Annotated in this window: 24 protein-coding genes; 6 read left to right on the top strand and 18 right to left on the bottom strand. The window is 65.7% G+C overall.

The genetic code is table 11. The annotated features are described in order from the left end of the window. The first annotated feature begins 120 nt into the window (after positions 1 to 120). From GC150_00700 to truA, 3 genes are all read left to right on the top strand, one after another. Positions 121 to 645, top strand: coding sequence for a peptide deformylase (locus tag GC150_00700; GenBank protein MBI1383417.1), 525 nt, complete (start codon positions 121 to 123; stop codon positions 643 to 645). 85 nt (positions 646 to 730) lie between these two features. Beyond that, the gene (locus tag GC150_00695; protein ID MBI1383416.1) at positions 731 to 1,669 is read left to right on the top strand and encodes a methionyl-tRNA formyltransferase; all 939 of its coding nucleotides are present in this window, start codon (positions 731 to 733) and stop codon (positions 1,667 to 1,669) included. Positions 1,670 to 1,697: 28 nt separating this feature from the next. After that, positions 1,698 to 2,435 (top strand): tRNA pseudouridine(38-40) synthase TruA, encoded by a 738-nt coding sequence (gene truA, locus GC150_00690; protein MBI1383415.1) that lies wholly within the window; start codon positions 1,698 to 1,700, stop codon positions 2,433 to 2,435. Between the two features lie 22 nt (positions 2,436 to 2,457). Here truA and dapE read toward each other — a convergent pair whose 3' ends face one another. The 8 genes from dapE to GC150_00650 all read right to left on the bottom strand — a co-directional run bounded on the left by dapE (position 2,458) and on the right by GC150_00650 (position 12,922). After that, entirely contained in the window at positions 2,458 to 3,636 is a 1,179-nt protein-coding gene (gene dapE / locus GC150_00685) for a succinyl-diaminopimelate desuccinylase (GenBank protein MBI1383414.1), read from the bottom strand. Between the two features lie 47 nt (positions 3,637 to 3,683). After that, a complete protein-coding gene (locus GC150_00680; protein MBI1383413.1) occupies positions 3,684 to 4,139 on the bottom strand; it encodes a DUF805 domain-containing protein in 456 nt (151 codons plus the stop codon). Positions 4,140 to 4,190: 51 nt separating this feature from the next. Beyond that, a complete protein-coding gene (locus GC150_00675) occupies positions 4,191 to 5,822 on the bottom strand; it encodes a dipeptide ABC transporter ATP-binding protein (GenBank protein MBI1383412.1) in 1,632 nt (543 codons plus the stop codon). Positions 5,823 to 5,896: 74 nt separating this feature from the next. Continuing rightward, the gene (locus GC150_00670) at positions 5,897 to 6,991 is read right to left on the bottom strand and encodes an ABC transporter permease subunit (protein ID MBI1383411.1); all 1,095 of its coding nucleotides are present in this window, start codon (positions 6,989 to 6,991) and stop codon (positions 5,897 to 5,899) included. Positions 6,992 to 7,216: 225 nt separating this feature from the next. Then, the gene (gene yejB, locus GC150_00665; GenBank protein ID MBI1383410.1) at positions 7,217 to 8,335 is read right to left on the bottom strand and encodes a microcin C ABC transporter permease YejB; all 1,119 of its coding nucleotides are present in this window, start codon (positions 8,333 to 8,335) and stop codon (positions 7,217 to 7,219) included. 58 nt (positions 8,336 to 8,393) lie between these two features. Beyond that, complete coding sequence (locus GC150_00660) at positions 8,394 to 10,241, bottom strand: ABC transporter substrate-binding protein (protein ID MBI1383409.1); 1,848 nt, start codon at positions 10,239 to 10,241, stop codon at positions 8,394 to 8,396. Continuing rightward, positions 10,238 to 12,124 carry an ABC transporter substrate-binding protein gene (locus GC150_00655; protein MBI1383408.1) on the bottom strand — a complete coding sequence of 629 codons (1,887 nt, stop codon included), beginning with the start codon at positions 12,122 to 12,124 and terminating at the stop codon, positions 10,238 to 10,240. Before GC150_00655 ends, GC150_00660 begins: the two co-directional genes overlap by 4 nt. 252 nt (positions 12,125 to 12,376) lie before the next feature. Further along, on the bottom strand, positions 12,377 to 12,922 hold the full coding sequence (locus tag GC150_00650) for a c-type cytochrome (protein ID MBI1383407.1): 546 nt from the start codon (positions 12,920 to 12,922) through the stop codon (positions 12,377 to 12,379). Between the two features lie 148 nt (positions 12,923 to 13,070). On the opposite strand from GC150_00650, the gene GC150_00645 reads away from it, so the two are divergent. Together GC150_00645 and GC150_00640 are read left to right on the top strand one after the other, a co-directional pair. Further along, complete coding sequence (locus tag GC150_00645; protein ID MBI1383406.1) at positions 13,071 to 13,808, top strand: 3-deoxy-manno-octulosonate cytidylyltransferase; 738 nt, start codon at positions 13,071 to 13,073, stop codon at positions 13,806 to 13,808. 95 nt (positions 13,809 to 13,903) lie between these two features. After that, complete coding sequence (locus tag GC150_00640; GenBank protein ID MBI1383405.1) at positions 13,904 to 14,773, top strand: prephenate dehydratase; 870 nt, start codon at positions 13,904 to 13,906, stop codon at positions 14,771 to 14,773. Between the two features lie 9 nt (positions 14,774 to 14,782). Here the strand turns inward: GC150_00640 and GC150_00635 are convergent, their stop codons facing one another. Further along, positions 14,783 to 15,511 (bottom strand): WYL domain-containing protein, encoded by a 729-nt coding sequence (locus GC150_00635; protein ID MBI1383404.1) that lies wholly within the window; start codon positions 15,509 to 15,511, stop codon positions 14,783 to 14,785. 199 nt (positions 15,512 to 15,710) lie between these two features. On the opposite strand from GC150_00635, the gene GC150_00630 reads away from it, so the two are divergent. Then, the gene (locus tag GC150_00630; protein ID MBI1383403.1) at positions 15,711 to 16,043 is read left to right on the top strand and encodes a DUF1127 domain-containing protein; all 333 of its coding nucleotides are present in this window, start codon (positions 15,711 to 15,713) and stop codon (positions 16,041 to 16,043) included. Positions 16,044 to 16,134: 91 nt separating this feature from the next. On the opposite strand, the gene GC150_00625 is transcribed toward GC150_00630, so the two are convergent. The 9 genes from GC150_00625 to GC150_00585 all read right to left on the bottom strand — a co-directional run bounded on the left by GC150_00625 (position 16,135) and on the right by GC150_00585 (position 25,497). Beyond that, entirely contained in the window at positions 16,135 to 17,112 is a 978-nt protein-coding gene (locus GC150_00625; protein ID MBI1383402.1) for a type II secretion system F family protein, read from the bottom strand. Positions 17,113 to 17,172: 60 nt separating this feature from the next. Next, complete coding sequence (locus GC150_00620; protein ID MBI1383401.1) at positions 17,173 to 18,168, bottom strand: hypothetical protein; 996 nt, start codon at positions 18,166 to 18,168, stop codon at positions 17,173 to 17,175. 1 nt (position 18,169) lies between these two features. Continuing rightward, positions 18,170 to 19,702: a CpaF family protein gene (locus GC150_00615; GenBank protein ID MBI1383400.1), complete on the bottom strand. Its 1,533-nt coding sequence runs from the start codon at positions 19,700 to 19,702 to the stop codon at positions 18,170 to 18,172. Positions 19,703 to 19,715: 13 nt separating this feature from the next. Next, on the bottom strand, positions 19,716 to 20,969 hold the full coding sequence (locus tag GC150_00610; GenBank protein MBI1383399.1) for a CtpF protein: 1,254 nt from the start codon (positions 20,967 to 20,969) through the stop codon (positions 19,716 to 19,718). A 191-nt stretch (positions 20,970 to 21,160) separates the two neighbouring features. Then, on the bottom strand, positions 21,161 to 21,901 hold the full coding sequence (locus GC150_00605; protein MBI1383398.1) for a pilus assembly protein CpaD: 741 nt from the start codon (positions 21,899 to 21,901) through the stop codon (positions 21,161 to 21,163). A 29-nt stretch (positions 21,902 to 21,930) separates the two neighbouring features. Next, entirely contained in the window at positions 21,931 to 23,487 is a 1,557-nt protein-coding gene (locus tag GC150_00600; GenBank protein MBI1383397.1) for a type II and III secretion system protein family protein, read from the bottom strand. A gap of 44 nt (positions 23,488 to 23,531) precedes the next feature. Beyond that, positions 23,532 to 24,344, bottom strand: a complete 813-nt coding sequence (cpaB, locus tag GC150_00595; protein MBI1383396.1) for a Flp pilus assembly protein CpaB — start codon at positions 24,342 to 24,344, stop codon at positions 23,532 to 23,534. 178 nt (positions 24,345 to 24,522) lie between these two features. Continuing rightward, on the bottom strand, positions 24,523 to 25,026 hold the full coding sequence (locus GC150_00590; protein MBI1383395.1) for a peptidase: 504 nt from the start codon (positions 25,024 to 25,026) through the stop codon (positions 24,523 to 24,525). Positions 25,027 to 25,326: 300 nt separating this feature from the next. Further along, positions 25,327 to 25,497: a Flp family type IVb pilin gene (locus tag GC150_00585; protein ID MBI1383394.1), complete on the bottom strand. Its 171-nt coding sequence runs from the start codon at positions 25,495 to 25,497 to the stop codon at positions 25,327 to 25,329. Positions 25,498 to 25,839 lie beyond the last annotated feature (342 nt).

Here is a 25,839-nt window from a genome sequence, read left to right as displayed (position 1 = left end):
GCCCTGCGAGCGATCCGATTTGCTCCGATCCGCCGTGCGCGGTTCGCATGACATATCACTCGGCGGCATGATCTCGGGCGACACATTGACGCTCCCCGACGGCTCGCCTATGTCCCGCCCATGAGCATCCGACCGATCGTGACATTTCCGGACCCCTCGCTTCGCAAGCCGAGCCTGGCCGTGGAGCGGGTCGACGACGACTTGCGTCGTCTCGTCAAGGACATGTTCGACACCATGTACGACGCGCCCGGCATCGGGCTCGCCGGCGTTCAGATTGGCGTCCCCCGCCGCATCCTGGTCGTCGATACGGCCCGCGAGCCGGAGGAAGAGAAGCGCCCCATCGCCATGATCAACCCCGAGATCGTCTGGCATGGCGATACGCCCCGCATGTACGAGGAGGGATGCCTCTCGATTCCGGAGATGTATGCCGAGGTCGAGCGCCCCGGTGCGGTGCGCGTCACATATCTCGACGTCGATGGCCAGCCCCGCGAGTTGCTGTGCGAGAACCTGCTCGCCACCGTCGTCCAGCACGAACTCGACCATCTCGACGGCATCCTCTTCATCGATCACCTCTCGCGTCTGAAGCGCGACCGGCTCGTGCGCCGCTTCCTCAAGGCGCAGAAGGACCGCGAAGCCACCGTCTGATGGCCGCAGGCAGTGGCCACGGGGCGTTGCCACTGTCGAAATGCCGGACCATTGGGCTGCGTTCGCATCGTTGAGGGAGGGGGAAATGCGCGTCGCCTTCATGGGCTCGCCGGCCTTTGCGGTCCCCTCGCTCGCCGCGATCCTGCAGGCCGGCCACGAGATCGTCGCCGTCTACAGCCAGCCGCCGCGCCCCGCCGGCCGGCGCGGTCTGGAGCGGCTGGCAACCGCCGTCCACGTCCACGCCGAATCCCACGCCCTTGCCGTGCGCACGCCGGCAAGCCTCAGAAGCGTCGAGGAATCCGAGGCCTTCGCTGCTCTCGACCTCGATGTGGCGGTCGTCGTCGCTTACGGCCTCATTCTGCCGCCTGCGATCCTCGCCGCCCCCCGCCACGGCTGCCTCAACCTCCATCCCTCCGCTCTGCCCCGCTGGCGTGGTGCAGCGCCCATCCAGCGTACCGTCATGGCGGGCGACGCCGAGACCGCGGTGGCGGTCATGCGCATGAACGCCGGCCTCGACACCGGTCCCGTCTGCCTCACCGAAACCCTCCCCGTTCCCCCGGACGCGACGGCCGGCGAGATGCACGACGTCCTCGCCGCGCACGGTGCCCGCCTGATGGTAGCCGCGCTCGAAGCGCTCGCCGATGGCCGCCTCGAGTGCACGCCCCAGCCCGATGCCGGCGTCACCTATGCGGAAAAGATATCGAAGGCCGAGGCGCGCATCGATTGGACCCGGTCCAACCGCCAACTCCACGATCAGGTTCGCGGCCTCTCGCCGTCACCCGGCGCCTGGTGCGAGATCGGCCTCGGCGCAGAGCAACTGCGCCTCAAGGTGCTGCGCAGCGAACTCGTCGCAGCGAGCGGTGCGTCGGCTCCGCCGGGCACGCTCCTCGATGATGACTTCACCATCGCTTGCGGGCAGGGTGCGCTGCGTCTCGTCTTGGTCCAGCGCGAGGGCCGCAAGGCCGCGCCCGGCGCCGAGGTCCTGCGCGGCCTCGCGCTCACCCGTGGCGATCGATTGCCTTGAGCGGATCCGACCGGGAGAACGACGCGGGATGCCGCGCTACAAGCTCACCATCGAATACGACGGCTCCCCGTTCTCCGGCTGGCAGATCCAGGAAAACGGCCCCTCGGTGCAGGGCGCCCTCGCCGAGGCGATCCGCCGCTTTGCCGGCGAGGAACGCATCCCGACGGGAGCCGGGCGCACCGATGCCGGCGTCCACGCCCTCGCCCAGGTTGCCCACGTCGACCTCGCACGCCCCTGGCCAGCCGACACCGTCCGCGACGCCTTGAACGCGCACCTTCGCCCGCACCCGATCGCCGTGCTCACCGCCAGCGTGGTCGGAGTGGAATTCGACGCCCGCTTTTCCGCCCTTGCCCGGCACTACCTCTACCGCATCGCCGTGCGCCGCGCCCCGCTCGCCCTCGACGTCGCCCGCGTCTGGCGCGTCCCGGTGCCGCTCGATGCCGCCGCCATGCACGAGGCGGCCCAGGTCCTCGTCGGTCGCCACGATTTCACGACCTTCCGCGCCAGCCAGTGTCAGGCCCTTTCGCCGGTCAAGACGCTCGACCGGCTCGACGTCGCGACCGTCGGAGCGGAAATCCACATTCGCGCCTCGGCGCGTTCGTTCATGCACAACCAGGTCCGCTCCATGGTCGGCAGCTTGCGCCAGGTCGGGGAGGGGAAATGGACCGCGGGCGATCTCGCTGCGGCGCTCGAGGCGCGCGACCGCGCGCGCTGCGGCCAGGTGGCGCCGCCCGAGGGGCTTTATCTCGCAGGCGTCGACTACTGACGGGAGCGCCCCGTCGCCCCGGTCAAGCCCCTGGGATGGTTAAGAAATATCGATCGAGAAACGCGGAATAGACGTCTCGCAGTTCCGCGATCCGCGCCACGGCCATGCGCTCGTCCACCTGATGCATGGTCTGGTTGATGAGCCCCATTTCGATCACCGGACAATAATCCTTGATGAAGCGCGCGTCCGACGTTCCACCGGCGGTCGAGAGCCGCGGCTTGCGCCCGGTCACCGCCTCGACCGCGCCTGCCATGCAGTCGACCAGAGGCCCCGGACTGGTGAGGAAGGATTCCGCCGAACCGGAAAAGGTGAGATCGTGCGAGACGTCTCGCCCCTCGAGCACTCGGCGGACGCGCTCGGCGAGGAGCACCCTGAGACTGGCCTGCGTGTGCAGATCGTTGAACCGTACGTTGAAGGTGGCGCGGATCCGCTCCGGGATGACGTTCTCCGTCGCGTTTCCGACATCGACCGTCGTCACCTCGAGGTTGGAGGGCTCGAAATGCGCGTTGCCGGCATCGAGCGGCGTTCCGGTGAGGGCGCCGAGCGCCGCGAGCATGGCGGGCACCGGATTGGCGGCGAGCCTCGGATAGGCGACGTGCCCTTGCCGGCCGGTGACGACCAGCCGGCCCGTGACGCTGCCGCGCCGCCCGATCTTGATTTCATCTCCGATCTCGCGCGGATTGGTCGGCTCGCCGACCACGGCGTGGTCCGGCACTTGCCCGTTCGCCGCCATCCATTCCAGCACCTTCACCGTACCATTGACTGCCGGCCCCTCCTCGTCACCCGTGATGAGAAAACTGATCGAACCGGTCCCGAGCCCGCCCTGTTGCCCCGTGCGCGCCAGCGCCGCCGCAACGAACGCGGCGATCGCCCCCTTCATGTCCGCGACGCCGCGCCCGTGCAGAACGCCATCCTCGATGACGCCCGCGAAGGGAGGATGACGCCAGCTGGCCGGATCGCCGGGCGGCACCACGTCCGTATGGCCGGCAAAGCAGATGTGTGGACCGCCAGTGCCGATGCGCGCGAAAAGGTTCTCGACGGCCGCCGTTCCCGGCGCCTCGAACCGCAACCGCCGGCAACGAAACCCCGCCGCGCCAAGGACCTTCTCGAGAAGAGAGATCGCCCCGCCCTCCTCGGGCGTCACACTCGCGCACCTGACGAGTTCGCGTGCCAATTCGACCGGATCGGGGGGCGTGACCATCACCGTGTCCTCCATTTCTTGCCGCGAATCCCCCGGCCGCCCGCGCGCTATTCCTGGAGCGGATCGGGACCATACGGGTTTCGCCCTTCGGTTCCCTTGAGGAACCCGTTCTCCACGAGCAGCCAGAGCGAATAGGCCGTGATCCCGGCCCAGACGGCGATCTCCCCGGCACCCATGCTCGCCGGATCGTCGAAGAAGCCGAAATGGGCAAGTGTGGCGCTCGCGATGCTGACGAGAACGAACGTCTGCGCCACCCAGGGCGCATGCCCCCGGTCATTGAGCCGCTTCTTGGTCAGCGCCGTTTCCGGCCAGACGAGGAGCAGGGAAAGAATGGAGGAGAATGCATTTCGCGTTCCCGGCTCGTTGCCGAGAATATCGTTGCCGACCGATTGCACGACCGAGATCGCGACCAGCGAGGGCACGAGCAGCATCAGGATGCCGAGCCACCAGGTGGAACGTGAAATCCGCCCATCGAAGGAGGTATAGAGCTCGACGATGTTCATACCCGACCTTCGCCCTGGTCAAATTTCATACGCCCGCACCGGCCGCCCGGCTCAGTCCGCGACGACGCCATGCGGGGCGACCTCGAGATCGAACGCCGCCGCCCAGAGTGCCTTGGTGTAGGGATCGCGAGGATTGTCGAAGACCTCGACGGCCGGCCCCTCCTCGACCACCTTTCCGTGGCGCAAGACGATGACGTAGTTCGACAGCGCGCGGACCACCTTGAGATCGTGCGAGATGAAGAGATAGGCGAGCCCGCGCTTCTTCTGGAGGTCGCGCAGCAGCTCGACGATCTGAGCCTGCACGCTCATGTCGAGCGCGCTCGTCGGTTCGTCCAGCATGATGAATTTCGGCTCCAGCACCATGGCCCGCGCGATCGCGATGCGCTGACGCTGGCCGCCGGCGGCTTCGTGCGGATAGCGGTCCTGCATCGCCGCCTCGAGCCCGACCTCCTCCAGCGCCGCCCCGACCCGCGCGCGCCGCTCGTCGTAGTCGAGCTCGGGCCGCTGGATCTCGAGCCCCTCCTCGATGATCTGTCCGACCGAGAGCCGCGGCGAGAGCGAGCCGTAGGGGTCCTGGAACACCACCTGCATTTCACGCCGGAGGGGCCTCATCTCCGCCGAGCGGAAGCGGTCGATCCGCTTTCCCATGTAGGCGATTTCCCCCGTCGAGGAGATGAGCCGGAGGATTGCGAGACCGATCGTCGTCTTGCCCGATCCCGACTCCCCGACCACGCCGACCGTCTGGCCGGCCCGGAGCCGGAGGGAAACGCCGTCGACCGCCTTCACATGATCGACGGTGCGCTGCAGGAAGCCACGCTTGATCGGGAACCACACCTTGAGGTCACGGGTCTCGACCACCACGGGGGCGGTTTCGTCCGCGACCGGCGGCTCGCCTTTCGGCTCCGCATTGAGGAGATGGCGGGTGTAGGCGTGCTGTGGGGCATCGAACACCCGGCGCGTCGGACCTTCCTCGACGATCCGGCCTGCCTCCATGACATAGACGCGATCTGCGATCTTTCGCACGATCGCGAGATCGTGGGTGATGAGCAGCATCGCCATGCCGGCTTGCCGCTGGAGGTCCTTCAGCAGCTCGAGGATCTGCGCCTGGATGGTGACGTCGAGCGCCGTCGTCGGCTCGTCGGCGATGAGCAGTTCCGGCGCGTTGGCGAGGGCCATTGCGATCATCACGCGCTGGCGTTGCCCGCCCGAGAGCTGGTGCGGATAGGAACCGAGACGCTTTTCCGGCTCGCGGATGCCGACCCGGTGGAGCAGGTCGAGGACACGCATGCGCGCCTCGTCCCCGCCGATCCCGGAATGAATCTCGATCATCTCGCGGATCTGCTTTTCCACCGTGTGGAGCGGATTGAGCGAGGTCATCGGCTCCTGGAAGATCATCGAGACCGTATCGCCCCGCATGCGCCGCAAGTCGTCCTCCGGCGCCGTCAGCATGTCGCGCCCCTTGACCAGGATGCGCCCGGAAGGGTGCGAGGCCGCGGGATAGGGCAGCAGGCGCATGATCGAGAGAGCCGAGACCGTCTTGCCGGACCCCGATTCCCCGACGATCGCCACCGTCTCACCGGGGTCGATGTGGAAGGAAACGTTGCGCACGGCGTCGTGCACGCTGTCGCCGGAGCGAAAGCGAACCGAAAGGTCACGGACATCGACGAGTGGGGCGGTGGTCATGATCTCGGCGCTTCTCCCGCACCCGGCCGCAATGCGTCACGGCCATGACCTCGACGTTGGGGGCGCATCATCACCTACTTGAAGCTTTTTCTCGGATCGAGCGCATCGCGAACCGCTTCTCCGGTGAACACCAGCAGGCTCAGCATCGTCGCGATCGTCACGAACGCCGTTGCCACCAGCCACCAGGCATGCAGGTTGGTCTTGCCCTGCTGCAGCAGCTCGCCGAGCGAGGCCGACCCCGGCGGCAGACCGAGGCCGAGGAAATCGAGTGCCGTCAGCGTCACCAGCGAGCCCGAAAGGATGAACGGCATCATCGTGATCGTCGCCACCATCGCGTTCGGCAACAGGTGACGCACCATGATCTTCCAATTCGGCAGACCGAGCGCGCGCGCCGCCCGGACGTAGTCGAAGTTGCGCACCCTGAGGAACTCCGCGCGCACGAGCCCGGTCAGCCGCGTCCAGGAAAACAGCAACAGGATGCCGAGCAGCACCCAGAATCCGGCCGGGAGGATCGCGACGATGATGAGCAGGATGTAGAGCACCGGCAGCGACGTCCAGAACTCGATGAAGCGCTGGAAAATGAGGTCGATGATGCCGCCGAAATAGCCCTGGATCGCCCCGGCGAGGATGCCGATGATCGAGGAAAAGAACGTCAGCAGGAGGCCGAAGAGCGCCGAGAGCCGGAACCCGTAGATGACGCGGGCCAGCACGTCGCGGCCCTGGTCGTCGGTCCCGAGCCAGTTCCAGTTCCAGATCGTGCAGTTGGCGTCCTCGACCCCGGCCGCGTAGGGCGAGCAGCGCTCCTCGCGCGTCATCGTCCAGGAGGGCGGCGACGGGGCCGGCTTCGGCAGCTCGAGGTTCACGGTGCGGTAGGAATAGCGGATCGGCGGCCAGAGGATCCAGCCGTTGGCATTGATCTCGTCGAGCACGTACTGGTCGCGGTAGTCGGTCTGCGGCAGGAACCCGCCGAATTTCTCCTCCGGATAGTCGATCAGCACCGGGGATAGCAGTTCGCCCTTGTAGCCCATCAGCAGCGGCCGATCGTTTGCGATGAACTCGGCAAAGAGTGAAATCGTAAAGAGCAGCAGGAAAAGCCAAAGGCTCCAGTAGCCGCGGCCGTTGGCCCGGAAGTTGGCGAGCCGGCGCTCGGCGATCGGCGAAAGAGACATGCCGAACCACCGCCGACGGCGGTAGGGACCACCGGCCGCGGCGGTTGGCGTCGCCTGCCCTGACCGGCCACGGTTCGCGTCGCCGTCGCGGTTCGCTTCGGCCACGGGCGCGCCCGCGGCCAGAGGCGTCGCACCCTGCACGCCGTGCTTCTCGCCCGCGCGCTGGCGCCCGCGCTCGCGATGGCGTGCCCGCTTGCCCGACTTGCGCCAATCGTCCGCCATCGCTCAGACCTCCCTCGTCTCGAAGTCGATGCGCGGATCGACGATCGTGTAGGTGAGGTCGGTGATGAGATGTACGATGAGACCGAACAGCGAAAAGATGTAGAGTGTGCCGAGCACCACTGGGTAGTCCCGGTTGATCAGTGACTTGAACCCGAGCAGGCCGAGCCCGTCGAGTGAGAAGATGGTCTCGATGAGGAGGGCGCCCTCGAAGAATGCCGCAAGGAACGCCCCGGGAAACCCTGCGATGATGATGAGCATCGCGTTGCGAAAGACGTGCCCGTAGAGCACCTGGCGCTCGGTGAGCCCCTTGGCCCGCGCCGTGATGACATACTGCTTGGAGATTTCGTCGAGGAACGAATTCTTGGTCAGGAACGCCATGGTCGTGAACGCCCCGACCCCCATGGCGGTCAACGGCAACACGAGATGCCAGAAATAGTCCGCCACCTTCTCGAGGAGGCTCATTTCACTCCAGTTGTCCGAGGTGAGGCCACGCAGTGGAAAGAGGTCGAGGAACGAGCCGCCGGCAAAGAATACGATCAACAGAACCGCGAGCACGAAGCTCGGGATCGCGAACCCGATGACCAGAACCGCACTGGTCCACACGTCGAACGCCTCGCCATCCTTGACCGCTTTGCGGATGCCGAGCGGCACGGCGACCAGATAGGTGAGCAACGTCAGCCACAACCCGAGCGAGATCGAAACCGGCAATTTCTCCTTGATGAGTTCGAGCACGGAGACGCTGCGGTAGTAGCTCTCGCCGAAATCGAAGCGGATGTAGTCCCAGAGCATCTTGAAGAAGCGCTCGTGCGCCGGCTTGTCGAAGCCGAACTGGCGCTCGATCTCCTTGATGAACTCGGGATCCAGACCCTGGGCGCCACGATACTTCGAGGTGACGGAGGCATCGCTGCCAGCCCCTGGCTGCACGCCTCCCGTCGCCCCGAAGTCGCCACCCGTCGAGCCACCGATACGCGCCGTCGCCGAGACGTCCGAGCCCGTGATCCTGGCGATCATCTGCTCGACCGGTCCCCCGGGCAGGAATTGCACGATCACGAACGTCACCAGCATGATCCCGAACAACGTCGGGATCATCAGCAACAGGCGCTTGATGATGTAGCTCGTCATCGTCGCTTGTCGTCCGCCCTTGAACCCTGGCCCGATCGCCGCCGTCCGCTCGTCCCGTTCAACCGCCGCCTGCGAGCCGCTTGGCCTTGGCCTCGTCGTACCACCACGTCTCGATCACACCGCGATCGTAGAGCGGCTTCGTTTCCGGCCAGGAGAAGCGGTCCCAGAATACGATGTTGTGCGCCGACTTGTACCACTGGGGCACCCAGTAGTGCCCCGCCCGGAGCACTCTGTCGAGTGCGCGCACGGCAACCACCAGTTCCTCGCGCGTCTTGGCCGCCAGCGCCCGCTCGATCAGCGCATCGACCACCGGGCTCGCGATGCCGGAGGTATTGAAGCTGCCCGGATTGCCCGCCGCCTCGGAGCCGAACATGTTGAACAGCTCCGGCCCCGGCGTCAGGCTCATGACGAAGCGCCGCGTCGTGATGTCGAAATCATAGCTTTTCAGCCGGCGCTCGTACTGCGCCGGATCGACGAGCCGGATCGTGGCATCGATACCGAGCAATTTGAGGTTCTTGACATAGGGCGCGACGATCCGCTCGAAGGCCGGCGAGAACAGCAGGAACTCGATCGTGAACGGCTGTCCGGCGGCGTTGACCCGCTGCCCTCCCGCTGTCGACCAGCCCGCCGCCTTCAGTAGCCGATCGGCTTCGCGCAGCGCTTTGCGGTCTTGACCCGACCCATCGGAAACCGGCGGCAGATAGGCCGGGCCGAACACCTCGGCCGGCAGTTCGCCACGGAACGGCTCGAGAAGCGCCAACTCACCGGCCGAAGGCGGTCCTTCGGCCATCATGTCCGAGTTCTGGAAAAAGCTCTCGGTTCGCTTGTAGAGGCCGTAGAATAGCTGCCGGTTGGTCCACTCGAAGTCGAAGGCGAGATCGAGCGCCTGGCGCACACGAATGTCGGCGAACTTCTCGCGCCTGAGGTTGATGAAGAAGCCCTGCGTTCCGGCCGGCCGCTCATCCGGGATCGTCAGCAGCTTGAGCCGACCCTCGCGCACCTGCGCGATGTCGTAGGCGGTCGCCCAATCGCGGGAGGTGAACTCCTCGCGCAGATCGAAGACGCCGGCCTTGAGCGCCTCGAGTTCGGCCGTGCGGTCCTTGAAATACTCGAAGCGCAATTCGTCGAAGTTGTAGCGCCCCGCATTGACCGCCAGCCCCCACCCCCAGTAGTCCGCACGCCGTCCATAGGTGACGAACTGGCCCTGGCGGAAGGCTGTGATCGCATAGGGTCCGGAGCCGAGGGGCGGCACGAGGAAACTCTCCTCGAAAGCCTGCTTCTCGTACCAGTGGCGCGGCAGGATCGGCAATCCGGCGACCAGCAGCGGCAGATCGCGCGTGCCCGCCCCTTGGAAGCGAAAGCGCACCGTGTGCGGCGCGACCGCCTCGGCGGCGACCACGTCCCGCAGCGCCAGCCGGTAGCGCGGATCGCCCTTTGCTTTGAGCGCCTCGAGCGTGAAGACGACATCGTCCGCCTCGACCGGCTCGCCATCCGCAAAGCGCGCCTCGGGGCGCATTTCGAACGTGACCGACGAGCGATCCTCGGCGACCTCGGCACTGCGCGCAACGAGCCCATAGACCGCGTCCGGTTCATCGAAGGCCCGCGTCATCAGGCTGTCGTAGACCAGCCCGAGCCCTTCGGCGGAATCGCCCTTCGTGATGAAGAGGTTGAAGCTGTCGAACGTGATCCGCCCGCCGGTCCCGATCATGGTCAGCCGGCCGCCCTTGGGCGCCTGCGGGTTCACGTACTCGAAATTCTTGAAGTCGGCTGGATACTTCAGCTCGCCGAACGCCGACAGGCCATGGCTCGACGAACCGCCCATGGCCGGCTGGATGGGGCTGGTGGCAACCACCGCCGCGAGCGAAAATGCGCCTGCGAGCGCCCTCGCCGTTCGCCCCAGCCTCATTGCCGCGTCCTTCCGATGGCGGCGGCCTTTGCGGCGTCGTACCACCACGTCCGCAGCACCGAGATCGCTCGACTCGGCCGCTTTTCCGGGTAGGAAAAGATATCCCAGCGGGCGATCCACACCTCCGGATTGTACCACTGCGGCACCAGATAGTGGTTCCAGAGCAGCACCCTGTCGAGCGCCCGTGTCGCCGCGACGAGGTCCTCGCGGTTGGTCGCGAAGATGACCCTGTCGATGAGCTTGTCGATTGCCGGGTTTCGGATTCCGATCAGATTCCGGCTGCCGTCCTTGCCGGCCGCCTCCGTCCCCCAGAACTCCCGCTGCTCGTTGCCCGGACTCTCGGACTGCGCAAACCCCGCGACCACGATGTCATAATCGAAAGTCTCGACGCGCCGCTGATACTGCGCCGAATCGATCACCCTGACCGAGGCATCGATGCCGAGCCGAGTCAGATTCTTGATGTAGGGCAGCACGATCCGCTCGAAGAGCGGCTGCACCAGCACGAATTCGGCCTTGAGCGCAAGGCCACTCTCGCCATGCACCAGCTTGCCGCCCTTGGCCACGTAACCCGCGTCCTTGAGCAGTTGCGAGGCCGCTCGAAGGTTCTCACGCAGTCGCGATGGCTCGTCGTTGATCGGATTGGCGTAGGGGGTCGTGAAAACCTCGGGCGGCACCTCGGTCCGCACCTCCTCGAGGAAAGCGAGTTCACGCCCCTCCGGCAACCCACGCGCCGCCAGCTCCGAATTCTCGAAGTAGGAGTTCACACGCCTGTAGAGCCCATGGAAGAGGTTCTTGTTCGACCACTCGAAATCGAACGCGAGATTGAACGCCTGGCGCACGCGCGCGTCCTGGAACTGCGGGCGCCGGAGGTTGAGCACGAACCCCTGCATGCGCGCGACACGGATTTCCTCGAATGCCTGGCGCAGGATCCGCCCGTCCTTGGCGGCGGCGAAATCGTAGCCCGTCGCCCAGTTCTTCGAACTCGTCTCCTGGTGGAAGTCGGTCTGGCCTGCCTTGAAGGCCTCGAAGGCGATCGTCTCGTCGCGGAAGAACTCGAAGCTGACCTCCGCGAAATTCCACTGACCGATCGAGACCGGCAGGTCCTTGGCCCAATAGTCGGCGACCCGCTCGAAGGTGATGGAACGGCCCGGCTTGATCTCCTTGACCCGGTAAGGGCCGGAGCCCAATGGGATTTCCAGCGAGGAGCGCGCGAGGTCGCGCTGTGTGCCGTCGGCGGCCGTGCCCGTCCAGAAGTGCTTCGGCAGCACCACGAGCTGGCCCATGATCTGCGGCAGCTCGCGATTGCCCTTCACGTCGAAACGGAAGGTGACCTCGTTCGGTCCGCTCTCCTCGGCCGCCACCACGTTCTTGTAGTAGGCGGCGTACGACGGGTTGATCTCCTTGACCTTCTCGAGGCTGAAGATGACGTCGGCGACGGTGACGGGCTTGCCGTCGTGGAAACGCGCCGCGGGATTGAGCCGGAACGTGACGGACGAGAAGTCCGCCGGATGCGAGACCGCCTCGGCGATGAGCCCGTATTCGGTCGATGCCTCGTCGGGGCTCTCGATCATGAGGGAATCGTAGATCAGCCCCATGCCGGTCGCCACCTCGCCCTTGATCGAGAACGAGTTGAGCGAATCGAACGAGCCGATCGACTGCATCCGGATGTGCCCGGCCTTCGGAGCGTCGGGATTGACCCAGTCGAACCGCGTGAACCCCGGGCCCATCGCCGGCTCGCCGATGAGCGAGAGTGCGTGGCGCCAGGTCCTGGCTTCTTCGGCGTGTGCTCTTGGCGTCGTGACGGCCAGCATGGCGCACACCAGCGCGGCACCACCCATCACCTTTGCCAACGATGCGACCCGATCGCAAACTGCTCGTGACATGACTGGCTGCTCTCCCGCATTCACGCCGCGCGCGGGTGCCCCGAGCGCCGGCCCGGCATGATGGCCGACAGCACCGGGCCACGCCAAGTTAAATGCATGTCATGACGTAATCTGGCCGATGCCGCGCGGTCGGGCACGGTCCCACAGGGCGCCGTGGACCATGCCCGCCGACAAGAACGCCGCCACGGCATGAATTGCCGCGGCAGCCTCCCGCATGATCCGTCCAGAGGGAACCAGTCGACCTCCAGCGCGCTATTGCGCCGGCAGCGCGGGCGGGTTTTCGGTGTTGGCCTTGAGGTAGGCGATCAGGTCGGCACGCTCGTCCGGCTTCTTGATGCCGGCGAATGCCATCTTGGTGCCCTTCATGTAGCCCTTTGGATTGGCGAGGAAGGCGTCGAGCGCCTCGTAATCCCAGGCGCCGCCGTGCTCCTTCATGGGCCCCGAATAGGCGAATCCGTCGACAGCGCCGATGCCGCGCCCGACGATGTTGTGCAGATTGGGGCCGACACGGTTCGCGCCACCGGCCTCGACGCCGTGGCACGCCGTGCACTTCTTGAAGACCTTCTCACCCGCCGCCACGTCGGCCGTCGCGAGCCGCGCCCCGATCGGTGGCACGGCCTCGGCGGCACCGGCGTCCCCCCCGGCGCTCGGCGTCGCGCTCGCGATTTCGACTTCGTAGCCGGACTTCTCGGGCGGTCCGCTGTGATTCATCTCGTGCATCAGTGTCCGCGTGCCGAAGATCACGATGAGCGCGGCCAGAACGGCCCCTGCGATCTTGTTGAACTCGAAAGAATCCATTGCTCGACCATCTCCCGTCGTGGCGCGGGCCCGAGCCGCGACCGGCTTCGCCCGAGGACCGCCGACCGATTACAGAGATTGCTCGTGGCTTGCAACCGCAGCGTCCGCCATTTACCAGCTTGCTGGTCGTTTTCAGCCGTAGAGAAACATGTCGAGCATCCTCGTCGTCGTTCCCGCGCGCCTCGCCGCCACGCGCTTGCCGGAAAAGCCGCTCGCCGACATCGCCGGGCAGCCGATGATCGTGCACGTTTGGCGCCGGGCCATCGAGAGCGGGGTCGGGCGTGTGCTGGTTGCCACGGACGACGAGCGCATTGCAGCCGCGGTGCGGAGCGCCGGCGGCGAGGCGGTGATGACGCGCGCCGACCATCCATCCGGTTCCGACCGCATCGCCGAGGCGGTGGCGCTGGTGGCGAGCACCGGTTCGCCGCCCGACATCGTCGTCAACCTCCAGGGCGACCTGCCGACCCTCGATCCAGCCCTCGTCGACGCGGTCGTCGCCCCGCTCTCCGACCCGGCCGTCGACATCGCCACCCTCGCTGCCGTGATCACCCGCCCGGAGGAGCGCGAGAACCCGAATGTCGTCAAGGTCGTCGGCTCGCCCGTCTCCGGTTCGCCGGCCCGCATGCGCGCCCTCTACTTCACCCGCGCCACGGCGCCGCACGGCGAGGGCCCGCTCTACCATCACATCGGCATCTATGCGTATCGCCGGCGCAGCCTCGAGCGCTTCGTGGCACTCCCCCCCTCGTCCTTGGAGCGGCGCGAACGCCTCGAGCAGTTGCGCGCCATAGAGGACGGCATGCGGATCGACGTCGCCGTGGTCGACACCGTGCCGCTCGGCGTCGACACGCCCGACGAACTCGAACGCGCCCGCCAAGCGCTTTCATGACCGACAGACCTCGGCCGTGCGGATCCACCAGCCGGCGCAACGATACCATGAGCCCGGTGAGCAGAACCGAGCCCCAACGCGAGCGAGCGAGCGACATGCCCAACAGGAAGCCAGCGCGGATCTCTTACCAGGGCGAACCCGGCGCCAACTCCCACCTCGCCTGTCGGGCCGCCTTCGACGATCTCGAGCCGGTCGCCTCCCCGACCTTCGAGGACGCCATCCAGGCGGTGAAGTCGGGCTCGGTTCGTTATGCCATGATCCCGATCGAGAATTCGGTGGCCGGCCGTGTCGCCGATATCCATCACATCCTGCCGGATGCCGGTGTCTATATCGTCGGTGAGCACTTCGAGCGCGTCCGCCACCTGCTACTCGCACCGCGCGGCGCCACCCTCTCGGGCCTCAAGACCGCGCACAGCCATACCCAGGCGCTCGGCCAGTGCCGCCGCACCCTGCGTGACTTGGGGCTGCACCCGGTCCCCGAGGCCGATACCGCCGGTGCCGCTCGCATGATCGCCGAGCGGGGCGATCCGACGCGCAGCGCCATCGCCTCCAGCCTGGCCGCGGAGATCTATGACCTCGAGGTTCTGCGCACCGACCTCGAGGACGAGGCGCATAACACCACCCGCTTCGTCATCCTCGCCGCCGATCCCGACGACGCCGAGCCCGGCACCGGCCCGGTGGTCACCACCTTCGTCTTTCGCGTCCGCAACGTGCCGGCCGCTTTGTATAAAGCCCTCGGCGGCTTTGCGACCAACGGCGTCAACATGACGAAGCTCGAATCCTACCAGCTCGAGGGCCGCTTCTACGCCGCCATGTTCTATGCCGATATCGAGGGCCATCCGCGCGACCGCGCCGTCCAGCTCGCCCTCGAGGAACTGTCGTTCTTCTCCACCGAAGTGCGCATCCTCGGCACCTACGCCGCCCACCCCGAGCGGCTCCGCCTCAAGGCCGATCCGATCGCCTGAGGAGCCCTTTTACGTATCGTCGTGCGGCCAGCCACCCCGTTGCGACAGCCGCGAGCGGTTCCATGGCCGTTCGCGGCCGAGAAAATCGTGCAGCGTCTTGCCGGGTTCGTTGGCGAAACGCTCCTCCGTGGCCTCGAAACTGCTGATTCGGTCGAGGCGGAACGTGCGGAAATCGTTTCGTAATTCGCACCATGCGGCCATCATCCAGACGGGACCGAAAAAGGCGAGCGAGAGCGGGCGCACCGTTCGCCCCGAAGCGTCCCCGACCACATCGACATAGGCGAATCGGACTTTGAATCGCTCGCGGACCGCCCGCCGCAGCGTCGCGAGATCGAAAGTGATCGGCTCCATCGCATGCTCGCTCGGCGCCAGCAGCGCGGTTCGGGACATATAATCCCGCAGCCGCTCCGGAATGACCGCCTCGACCTTCGCGATCACGTCGCCGGCCGCCGTCGCCAGCTCTCCATCGCCCCACGACTGAACGATCCGGGCACCGAGTACCAGCGCCTCGATTTCGACCTCCCGGAACATGAGCGGCGGCAGATCGTAGCCGTCCCTGAGGACATACCCGACCCCCGCCTCGCCCTCGATCGGCACCCCGCTCGCCACGAGATCGGCGATGTCGCGATAAATCGTCCGCTCGGAGACCTCGAGCGCCTCGGAGAGGTCGCGCGCGCGTGTCAGCTTCTGACGGCGCAGGTGCTGGATGATCTCGAACAGCCTGTCGGCCCGCCGCATATCCACGCCCCACTTGTCCACAAGCCACCGCAAGCGATGTCGATCCGCCCCGTTTCAGTCGGCCGCTTAGCATAGGCCTCCTGACAACACGTTGTCAGGAGGTCGTGAACGTCCTGACATCGGGCTGGCAGCAGGGGTTGGCTACAAGACCCCTATCGCAACGCCTAGCAACGATCGAGGCCATCCCAGGAGTTGGGTCATGAGCATGAGCAAGAGCATCCAGAATCCATCCACACACGGCCGGCCGACGGCCTTGCGCGGCGCACTCGAGGCCGCTGTCACCGCACTGGCCGCGATCCTGGAAAGTCCCACCCGTCTCGCGAGGATCGTCGCTCGCCGCCGCCAGGTTTCACGACTGCTCGAGTACGACGATCGCATGCTGCTCGACATGGGTGTGACCCGCGGCGACGTCCATGACGTTCTCTCGGGTCCCTGGTCGCAGGACACCATGAGCCGGCTGGCGACGATCCGCAAGGATCGCATGGAGGCCGAGCTCGCCGCCCGGCGTTCGCGCTACCAAGGCAATTTCTGACACCTTGCGCGGGCATCACCACGAACGCGACAGGGCCCGGCCATTGGCCGGGCCCCCCGCTGTTCTCCGCATCTCGCAGCTCGGGCGTGCCCTATTGCATCCGCATCACCCGCACGACCGCGGGCCCGAGGATGACCACGAACAGCACCGGCAGGAAGAAGACGATCATCGGAACCGTCAGCTTCGGCGGCAGCGCGGCAGCCTTCTTTTCGGCCTCCGACATGCGCATGTCGCGGTTTTCCTTGGCCATCACGCGAAGTGCCTGACCGACCGGCGTACCGTAGCGCTCGGCTTGGATGAGACTGGTCGCCGTCGCCTTGATCTGCGCGAGACCGGTGCGCTTGCCGAGGTTTTCGTAGGCCTGCCGCCGCTCGGAGAGATAGGACAGTTCCGCCGTCGTGAGGCTGAGCTCCTCGGCCAGTTCCAGCGACTGGCTCGCCACCTCCTGGCTGACCTTGCCGAACGCCGCCTCCACCGACATGCCAGCCTGTACGCAGATCAGCAGCAGGTCGAGCGCATCCGGAAAGGCATTCGCGATCGAGGTCTGGCGGCGCGAGATTATGTTCGAGAGGAAAAGGTTGGGGAGGTAGTAGCCGATATAGGCTCCCGCCAGGGCGATGCCGATTTTCATGATCGGCATCATGTCCTTGCCCGCCTTGGCGAACACCAGGTAGACCAGAACGACGCAGAAGACGATGACCGGCGTCGTCAGCCGGAAGAACATGAACGCCACGACCGGTGACTGGCCACGAAAGCCCGCCATCTTGAGCCGCTCGCGCACATCCTCGGTATCGAGGTAGTTGCGCAGATTGAAGCGGTCCACGATCTGCTGCATGTAGTCCTTCGGCTTGTGGCGCAGCGCCCCTCGGTTCTGCAGCGCCGCGAGCTCCTGAAGCCGCTGGGCGCGCATTTGCTCGCGCTGCGTCGCCATGACCTTCATGCGCGAACTCATCCTGTCGCGCGAGATCGCCGGGAGCGCGATCGTCATCACCGTCGCGAAAGTGGCGATCGCGATCAGGATCATGAACAGGATCTGCGGATCCAGGATGAACGTCAGAATCTGTTGCATCGCTCTGTCCTCCGTGCGGCGAGCCCGCCACCGCACCTGCCCACTGCTCGCGGTTGCGCGTCAGTACTTGAAGTTGATCATCTTGCGCATCACGAGGATGCCCAAGGTCATCCAGACGCCGCCACCCGCCAGCAGCATGTGACCCGTTTTGTCATTCCACAACAGCGAGATGTAGTCCGGCGCGGAGAAGTACGTCATGCCCATCACGGTGAACGGCAGTGCGGCGAGGATCATGGCCGACGCATTGGCCTCCGCCGAAAGCGCCTTCACCTTGGCCTTGAGCATCTTACGCGCGCGCAGAACGCCCGAGAGGTTGCCGAGCGCCTCGGCGAGGTTACCGCCCGCCGACTGCTGAATGGCCACCACGATGGCAAAGAAATTCACCTCCGGAAGCGGCATGCGGCGCATCATGCGCTCGAAGCAGTCGGCGAGCGGAACGCCGACGCGCTGCTGCTCGATGAGTTCGCGGAACTCCGAGCGGATCGGCTCCGGCGATTCACGCGCGATGATCTCGAGACACTCGTTGAGCGGCAGACCGGATTTCACGCCGCGCACAACCACGTCGATCGTGTTGGCGAACTCGTTGAGGAATTTATTCTGCCGCCGCTTCATGAGGTGCCCGAGCAGCCAGCGCGGCAAGCCGAGCCCAGCAACGAACGCGATCGCCGCGCAGATGACAGGCTGCAGCCCGCCGAGGAACGCGCCGATGCCAGCCGCCGCTCCGAGACCGAGACTGAACATGTAGAACTGTTGCACGGAAATCGAGAGTCCCGCGCGCACGATGCGCGTGCGCAGAGGAACCGAGTTCTTCTGCTTCTGCTTGCGCTCGAGCTCCTGTAGCGTCTGCTGCACGTTCTTGCGTCGTGCGCTGTGCTCTTCCTCCCGGCTGGCGCGCGCCCCGCGCGCCTTCGTGCGTCGCGCCGCCACGCTGCGCACGCGCTTTTCCGCCTGCTTCTCGCCGGACAGATAGGGCAGGATCAGCACGTAGACGATCATGCCCACGCTGAGCGCGGCAAGGCCGATTACGGCGATCTGCACGACGGTATCGTTGAACATCTCAGTCTCCCATCGGACGGCCGTAGCTGTCCTGGATCTCGGCCGAGGCAAGCGCCTCCGCGAGCCTCGTCTCCTCGCCGTAGTAGGCCGCGCGTTCCCAGAAGCGAGGCCGCGCGATGCCCGTCGAGCGGTGCCTGGTGATCAGCTTTCCGTTGTCGTCCTCACCGATGATGTCGAGGACGATGATGTTCTGCAGCGTAACGACATCACCTTCCATGCCGAGCACTTCGGTGACGTGCGTTATCTTCCTCGAACCGTCTCGGAGGCGCGACGCCTGCACGATGATGTCCACCGAGCCGGTGATCATTTCGCGGATGGTCTTGGTGGGGAGCGAATAGCCACCCATCATGATCATCGATTCCATACGGCTGATGGCCTCGCGCGGGCTGTTCGAGTGCAGCGTTCCCATCGAGCCGTCGTGGCCCGTGTTCATCGCCTGCAGCAGGTCGAATGCCTCCGGTCCGCGCACCTCGCCCACGATGATCCGCTCGGGACGCATACGCAGGCAGTTCTTGACCAGGTCGCGCATCGTGATCTCGCCCTCGCCCTCGAGGTTCGGGGGCCGCGTCTCGAGGCGAACCACGTGGGGCTGCTGGAGCTGCAGTTCCGCCGAGTCCTCGCAGGTGATGATGCGCTCCGTGGTCTCGATGTAGGCCGTGAGGCAGTTGAGCAGCGTCGTCTTTCCCGAGCCCGTGCCGCCTGAAATGATGACGTTGCAGCGGCACTTGCCGATGATCTCCAGGATTGTTTTCCCCTCCGGGGAGATCGAGCCGAACTTGACCAGCTGGTCGAGCTTGAGGCGGTCCTTCTTGAACTTACGGATGGTGAGCGCGGGTCCGTCGATGGCGAGCGGCGGCGCGATCACGTTGACGCGCGAGCCGTCCGGCAGACGCGCGTCGCAGATCGGGCTCGATTCGTCGACCCGGCGGCCGACCTGGCTGACGATGCGCTGGCAGATGTTCATGAGCTGCGCGTTGTCGGCGAACCGCACGCTCGTCTGCAGCATCTTGCCGTCGACCTCGATGTAGGTCGTGTTCGCACCGTTCACCATGATGTCGGCGATGTCGTCACGCGCGAGCAGCGGCTCGAGCGGACCATAACCGAGCACGTCGTTGCAGATGTCCTCGAGCAGTTCCTCCTGCTCGGCGATCGACATGACGACGTTCTTGACCTGGATGATCTCGGCGACGATGTCGCGGATCTCCTCGCGCGCCGCATCGGCGTCGAGCTTTGCGAGCTGCGTGAGGTCGATGGTGTCGATCAGCGCGTTGAAGACCGTCGTCTTGACGTCGTAATACTCCTCCGAATGGCGCCGCTTCGGCGGCTCCTTCTGAGGCTCTACGGCCGGGCGCGCCTCGGCCGGCTTTTGCGCGGCGCCCTGGCCCGCCTGGGGTCGTGTGCCGGCCGACGCGCCGGGCTTGGCGCCCGGCTGCGTCTGCGGCTTGCTCGCAGCCGGAGCCGTCTGCACCTGGGGAGGTGCCACCCGGGGCGGTTGACCGGATTCCGAGCCGGAACCTGAACGCTTGCCGAACATTTTTCAAAGCTCCTTACTTGCGCAGCTTCAGCTTCTGCAGCAGCGGCGACAGCACGGAAGACTTCTCCGGCTTGCGCATTTCCGTCCTGTGGCAGAGCACGAGCGCGAGCTGGCGGAACTGCTCGGCCGCCTTTGCGCGATCGTTGAGTTCGGCCACCATCTGCCCGTTGTTCGCCGCCTGCCCGAACGTCTCGCCGTCGAAATCCACCACGAACTTCGGCTGCAGCCCGACGGCCTCGGCGAAGTCCTTGACCGGGATTTCGGGCCGCTTGGGCAGCCCCACCTGGTTGATGACCAGGTGCGGTGGAATATCGTTGTTGCGGTGCTCCTTGAGCAAGTCGACGATGTTCTTTGCGTTGCGCAGACACGCCAGGTCCGGCGTCGCAACGATGACCACCTCGTCGGCCTGCAGCAGCTGCTGACGCGTCCATGGCGTCCAGATGTGCGGAATGTCGAGCGCCAGATAAGGCACGTTCTGGCGAACGACGTCGATCACCCACTCGAACGACTCCGGAGGGATATCGTAGTTTCGGTCGAGCACACCCGGCGCGGCAAAGAGACTGAGATAGTCCGTTACCTTGGAGAGGAGACGGTCGAGCAGCACCTCGTCGAGCCGGTCGGGAGAGGAAAGCGCATCGGCTATCCCCTGGACCGGGTCCTGGTTGAAATCGAGGCCGGCCGTTCCGAAGGGCAGATCGAGGTCCGCGATGACGACATCCGCCTTGATGATCTCCGAAAGCGTCCATGCGACGTTGTGGCAGATCGTGCTGGCCCCGACGCCGCCCTTGGCGCCGACGAAGGCGAGGACGTGGCCGACCGGATCGGCATCCGGATTGTTGTAGAGGTTGGAGATGCTCTCCATGATCTGCAGCGGCCGGATCGGCGCGATCACGTACTCGCTGACGCCCCGGCGCACCAGTTCGCGATAGAGCAGCACGTCGTTGACGTGGCCGATGACGATGACTTTCGTCTCCGCATCGCAGTACTCGGCCATCCGGTCGAGCTCGGCGAGCATACCCTTGCGCTCCTGGCCGCACTCGACGATGACGAGGTTCGGCGTCGACGCCTCCTGATAGTGCGCGATGGCGCCGGCGATGCCGCCCATGTGGATGGCGACGTGCGCCTTGGAGAGGCGGCGGTCCTGGGCCGCGACCTCGATCACCTGGGCGGTCTCGGGATACTCGCAGAAGATCTGGATCGAGATCCGCGGCACCGGGCGGGCCCGCTCGACGCTGCGCGTGTCCGGCTCGCTGACCGGCATCGACATCCGGCCGACCAGAGCGTTGTCGCTCGGGATCTCGCCCGGATATTCATCCATGACGTCGTCGGCGTAGGCGACGGCGTCCTGATCGTCGTAACCGGCGTCGTCCATGACGTGGTCCTCGTTGCCGAACTGCGGCTCGATATCGTCGAAATCCTCGATCGACTTCTTCCTCGAGGGGTGCATGATGTTGCTCATCAGTTGCTCGCCACTTCGCTGATGTTGCCGGACTTCTCGTCCTCCGAACGCTCGGCGCCCGTCGGCTGTCCCGCGATCCACTTGCCCCACTGCGTATAGCCGCGCTCGCCCGGCCTCGGGTCCATCGTGCGTGGCCCGAGCAGGTCGCGCGGGTTGGCCACCATGGCGGCGAGGTTGCGCTGCTGGGCGCAGCCGTAGTTGTGGTAGTGTTCGTTGCGTGAGGTTTCCCCGAGGTTACCCGGCCAACGACCGCACTCGGGAGCTTTTGCCACGGTTTGGATGAAGGAAATCTTCACGGGCGCGCCGGGATGGTTCGGTGCGCCGTAAGGCTCCATGTAGATCGCGCTGGCGTCGATGCCGGTCTGCTGCGCGAGACGCTTGATCTCCCCGGCGGCGTACATGCCGGAGGTCTCGTTGAGGCTGCCGCTCGGCGCCGAGATCGTGAGGCCGCCGCGCCCCTCGGCCCGGTAGCCGGAGAGGAACCCGCGCACCTCGGCGAGCTGGGCGGGCGTGAGGCCGGAGGAGCCGCGCGCCACGTCCACCTCGAGGAACACCGGCGCATCGGTGACGATGATCGGGTGCTTCATGGCCGGGTCCGGCACGGTGTAGCCGAGGACGTAGGTGTCCGGCTTGTATTCGGGCTTGCAACCGGCGACCCCGAGCGCGACGAGGGAGATCGCGAGCACGCTTGCCGTCGCACGCAGATTGCGGCTCTGGCGGATGGAAACGAACGGAGACATCGCAGTTTTCCTTGTGTTCGCGAGCGAGGTTATTCGACGATCCAGCCGACGCTGTCCTTGGTGCTGCCGCCGACCTGGACGGCGACGTCGTGTCCGTACATCCGGTTCATCTCCCCGAGGAAGATGGCCTTGAGGTCGGAGGCCGGCATCCAGTTGTCGTCCGGGCGCGAAAGCTCATCGCGAGCGACCGGTTTGACCATGTAGGGCGTGAGGATGATCACCAACTCGGTTTCTTTCTTCTGATAATCGCGGCTGCGAAAGAGGGCGCCGAGGATCGGCAGGTTGGTGATGCCAGGCAGCGCGTCGTAGTTCTGGCGCGTGTCGTCCGAGATGAGGCCGGCGAGGACGAGCGAGCCGCCGCTCGACATTTCCACGGTCGTGTTCGCGCGGTTCACTTTGAGGCCCGGCGCACCCAAGACTTCAACGGTAGAATCAAGTTCCGAAACTTCAGTCGCGACTTTCACACTAATCCGCTCCTCGCTCATAACCATCGGCGTGAACGACAGACCGACGCCAAAGGGCTTGAACTGGAGCGTCGCATTTCCCTCATTGTCGAGGACGCGGATTGGAAATTCGCCGCCAGCAAGAAACGTCGCCGTCTCGCCGGAAATCGCGACCAGCGTCGGCTCTGCCAGCGTCCGGGCGAGACCGTGGCGCTCGAAGGCTTCCAGCGTCTTGGTCAGGCAGTTCGCGGTTCCCGCAAAGCCGAGGTTGTTCGGCAGGATCGCATTGCCGGTGCCGAGTCCGCCGATCGTGCCGGGTACGCCGACGCCGCCGGGCGCAAAGCAGTCCGCACGGTCCGCGCTCGGCCCCCAGGTGCCGGTGAGGAGGCTGTTGGCCCCGAAGGCACTGGTCAGCGGAAAGGCGTTCTGCGTGCCGCCGATCGTCGCGTAGTCACCGATATTGACGTTCGACCAGTTGACGCCGAGCCGCTTGATCGCCGTGCGCTTCATCTCCGCGACCGTCACCTTGACGAGCACCTGCTCGCGGCTCTGCACGGTCAGCATGTTGATGACCTTGGCCGCATGGCGCTCGTTGGCGTCGGCGGCCGGCGAGACGATGAAGCGCGCCGCGATGTCGTTGGCGCGGTTGGAGTCGACCGGCCGCGGCACCGAGCCCGTCAGGATAACGGTCTCGTTCATCATCTCGACGGAGACATTCGCGCCGGGAATGAGCCGGTTGATGATGTCCGCGAGCTGGTTGGTGTCGCGCTCGATCGACACCTCGAGGGTCATGATGCGTTCGCCGTTGGAGTCGAAGAAGAACGCGTTCGCCTGGCCGCGTTTGCGGGCGATGAGGGAGACGCGGCTCGAGGTGTGCACGACGGCATCGAGGATCTCGGGGTCCGAGACGACCACGTCGCGCAGCTCGCGGGGAAATTCCACCATCAGCGACTTGTTGATGCCGATGCGGGCGACGCGGTGCGTCGGCAGGGCATCCTCGTAGGCGATCCGCAGAACGGAGGTGTGCTGCGTTGCAGGGTCCGCGAAGGCTGCCGTCGGCTCACCCGTCAGCGCGGCGAGAGGAACGAGGCAGATCGCTGCGGCGGCCGTTGCCGCGCGGAGGGCTTTCATGAGCGTGTGCATGGCACAAACCTTTCGACGAGCGAAGGAACAGGACTCTGGAACCGTTACTTCACGCCATAGGCGCGCGAGGATACGCCATACCGGAGAACGCGGACGGAAGAGCCGCGGTCGTCTTTGTTGAGCACTGCCGAGCCGTCATCGCCCTCGCCCTGGCCGGGGCGGCTGTCGGTGAGGCTGCGCAGTGAAAGGGAAATATCCCCCATGAGATTGGCGAGCGCGAGCGTCTCGGCCTGGGTCGGCGTCAGCTCGAGCGTCGCGGTGTCGCCCTTGGCGGTCTTCTCGTCGCCCTTGGCGTCGATGGCGCTGCCGATCGCGAGCACGCGGATGTTGCGAAAGAGCGTATCGGAGACGTGCTGTTCGCGGCGCCCACCGGCCGAGCGGATCTTGCGGGTGAGGATCACGTCGACGCGGTCGTTCGGGAGGATGAAATTGCCGGCCGCGTTCTGTGCCGTGATCGAGGTCGATACCGCCCGCATGCCGGCCGGCAGAATGGCCGCCATCACGCCGCCATCGCTCGCCTTGATGAGCTTTTGCTCCTTGATCGGCTCGCCGGCGAGGAACTGGGCACGGGCGATCGCGCCCGAAAGGTCGGTGATGGCGCCCGGCTTCTGGTGCTTCTGGATGTACGTGGCCGTGGCGGCATCGCGCGGCCAGTCGATCCAGCCGATGTCACCGGCCTTCAAGGTGTCGCCGAGTTGGATGTCACGCTTGGCCACGAGAACCTGGACGGTGTCGAAGTCGGTCTTGACGACCGTCCGCACCTCCGGCTTCTTGCCCATATAGCCCTTTGCGAGCAGCGCGGCGCCGCCGGCAGCCAGGAGCGCTATTCCAAAGACGATCAGCCGAGCGCGTTTCATGACCCGCGTGTCCTTCCCATCGACATGATTCGATCGAGTTTCAGGAAGGACGGTGCCCGATAATCCTCAACGCCGGGTTAACCGCCGTCCCGGTTCGGGAAACTTCTTGCGAGTCATCGACTTGTGTCAGCAGGTCGCGGGCGCCGCAAGTCCGGCGCCCAACCCGGGCCGGCCCCTTTCAGAGCACGAACGCCTTGATCCACGGCACTTGCGGATAGACCAGCAGTGCCCCGCCCGCGATCGCGATCCCGTAGGGCACGCCCGTCTCGCACGCGTGCAGGCGCCCGATCCACTTGACGGCGAGCGCACGATCGGGAAGTGGCAGACGACGGAAGGCCAGAAGCACGAGCGTCAGAACCCCGCCGCAGATCGCCGTCAGTACGATGAACTGACCGAGCATCGCGGGTCCGATCCAGAGGCTTGCCGCCGCGATGATCTTGGCGTCTCCGCCGCCCATCCAGCCCCGCGCGAACATGAAGATGCCGATGCCGAGGACGCCGAGGAAGGTGGCCGTGTGAACGGCGATGTCGGCGATGCCGAGGCCGGCGAACGGCGCGATGACGAAAAAGGCGACCACCAGGACTATGGAGATCCGGTTCGGTATCGTCATCGTGAAGAGGTCCATCGTTCCCGCGAACGCCATGACGCCGGGAAAGACGGTCGCGCAGACAAGTTCCATCATTGAAGCCACCCCAGTTTTCGCTCACCCTGCCCGCCGACGACGGGACCATTTTTTTGTCTTGGATCGCACACTAGACGACCGCCGTAAAATCCCGGCTAAACGGATGCTTCGCATTGTAGGGTTTGCATCGATTGGTGCTCCCTTCTGTCCGCGCCGAGTCCGAAACGCAGGACAGCCGCCATGCGGGGCGGCATGGCGGCTGTCCTCGAGCACGCGTCGTTCCAAGGGATGGGCGGGGAGCGGAAGCGGCACGCCGCTCGTGCGCTCGCGGCGGCTGCACACCGCCGGCGAGCTGCAGCATCAGGCGCCGGTGAGGCCGTTCTTGACCGACGTGAAGGTGTTCTCGATCTCGGTGCCGACCTCGCCGAGGATCGTGATGATCGCAACACCGATGAGAGCGGCGATGAGCCCGTACTCGATGGCGGTCGCACCGGACTGATCCTTCTGGAAGCGTACAAACAAAGACGTCATGATCTTTTCCCTGTTCAAACGGCACAACGGAGTTCAACGCATCCGCCCGCGGCCGGTTTTCTGACATCTGACGGCTTCGACTGCGCCGCCGCCGATGGATTCGAATATAGATCGAATAGCGCGAATTTTGAATCGAATTCGAAATGAATGAAGCATGAATACGAAGCAATGCCAAATGGATCGTAAACATGGCTCGATCGCCCCGCCGGACCCCGCAAACGCAAGAGCCACCCGCCGGGGCATCCCCCGGGGGTGGCTCGCGATCGGGCCGGCGCCAGGTGGCGCCACGCCTATCCGATCATTAGGCGCCCGTCAGGCCGTTCTTGACCGACGTGAAGGTGT

It is taken from the genome of Hyphomicrobiales bacterium, assembly GCA_016125495.1.
GTDB lineage: Bacteria > Pseudomonadota > Alphaproteobacteria > Rhizobiales > RI-29 > RI-29.
This window is presented reverse-complemented; position numbering and strand designations above follow the sequence as displayed.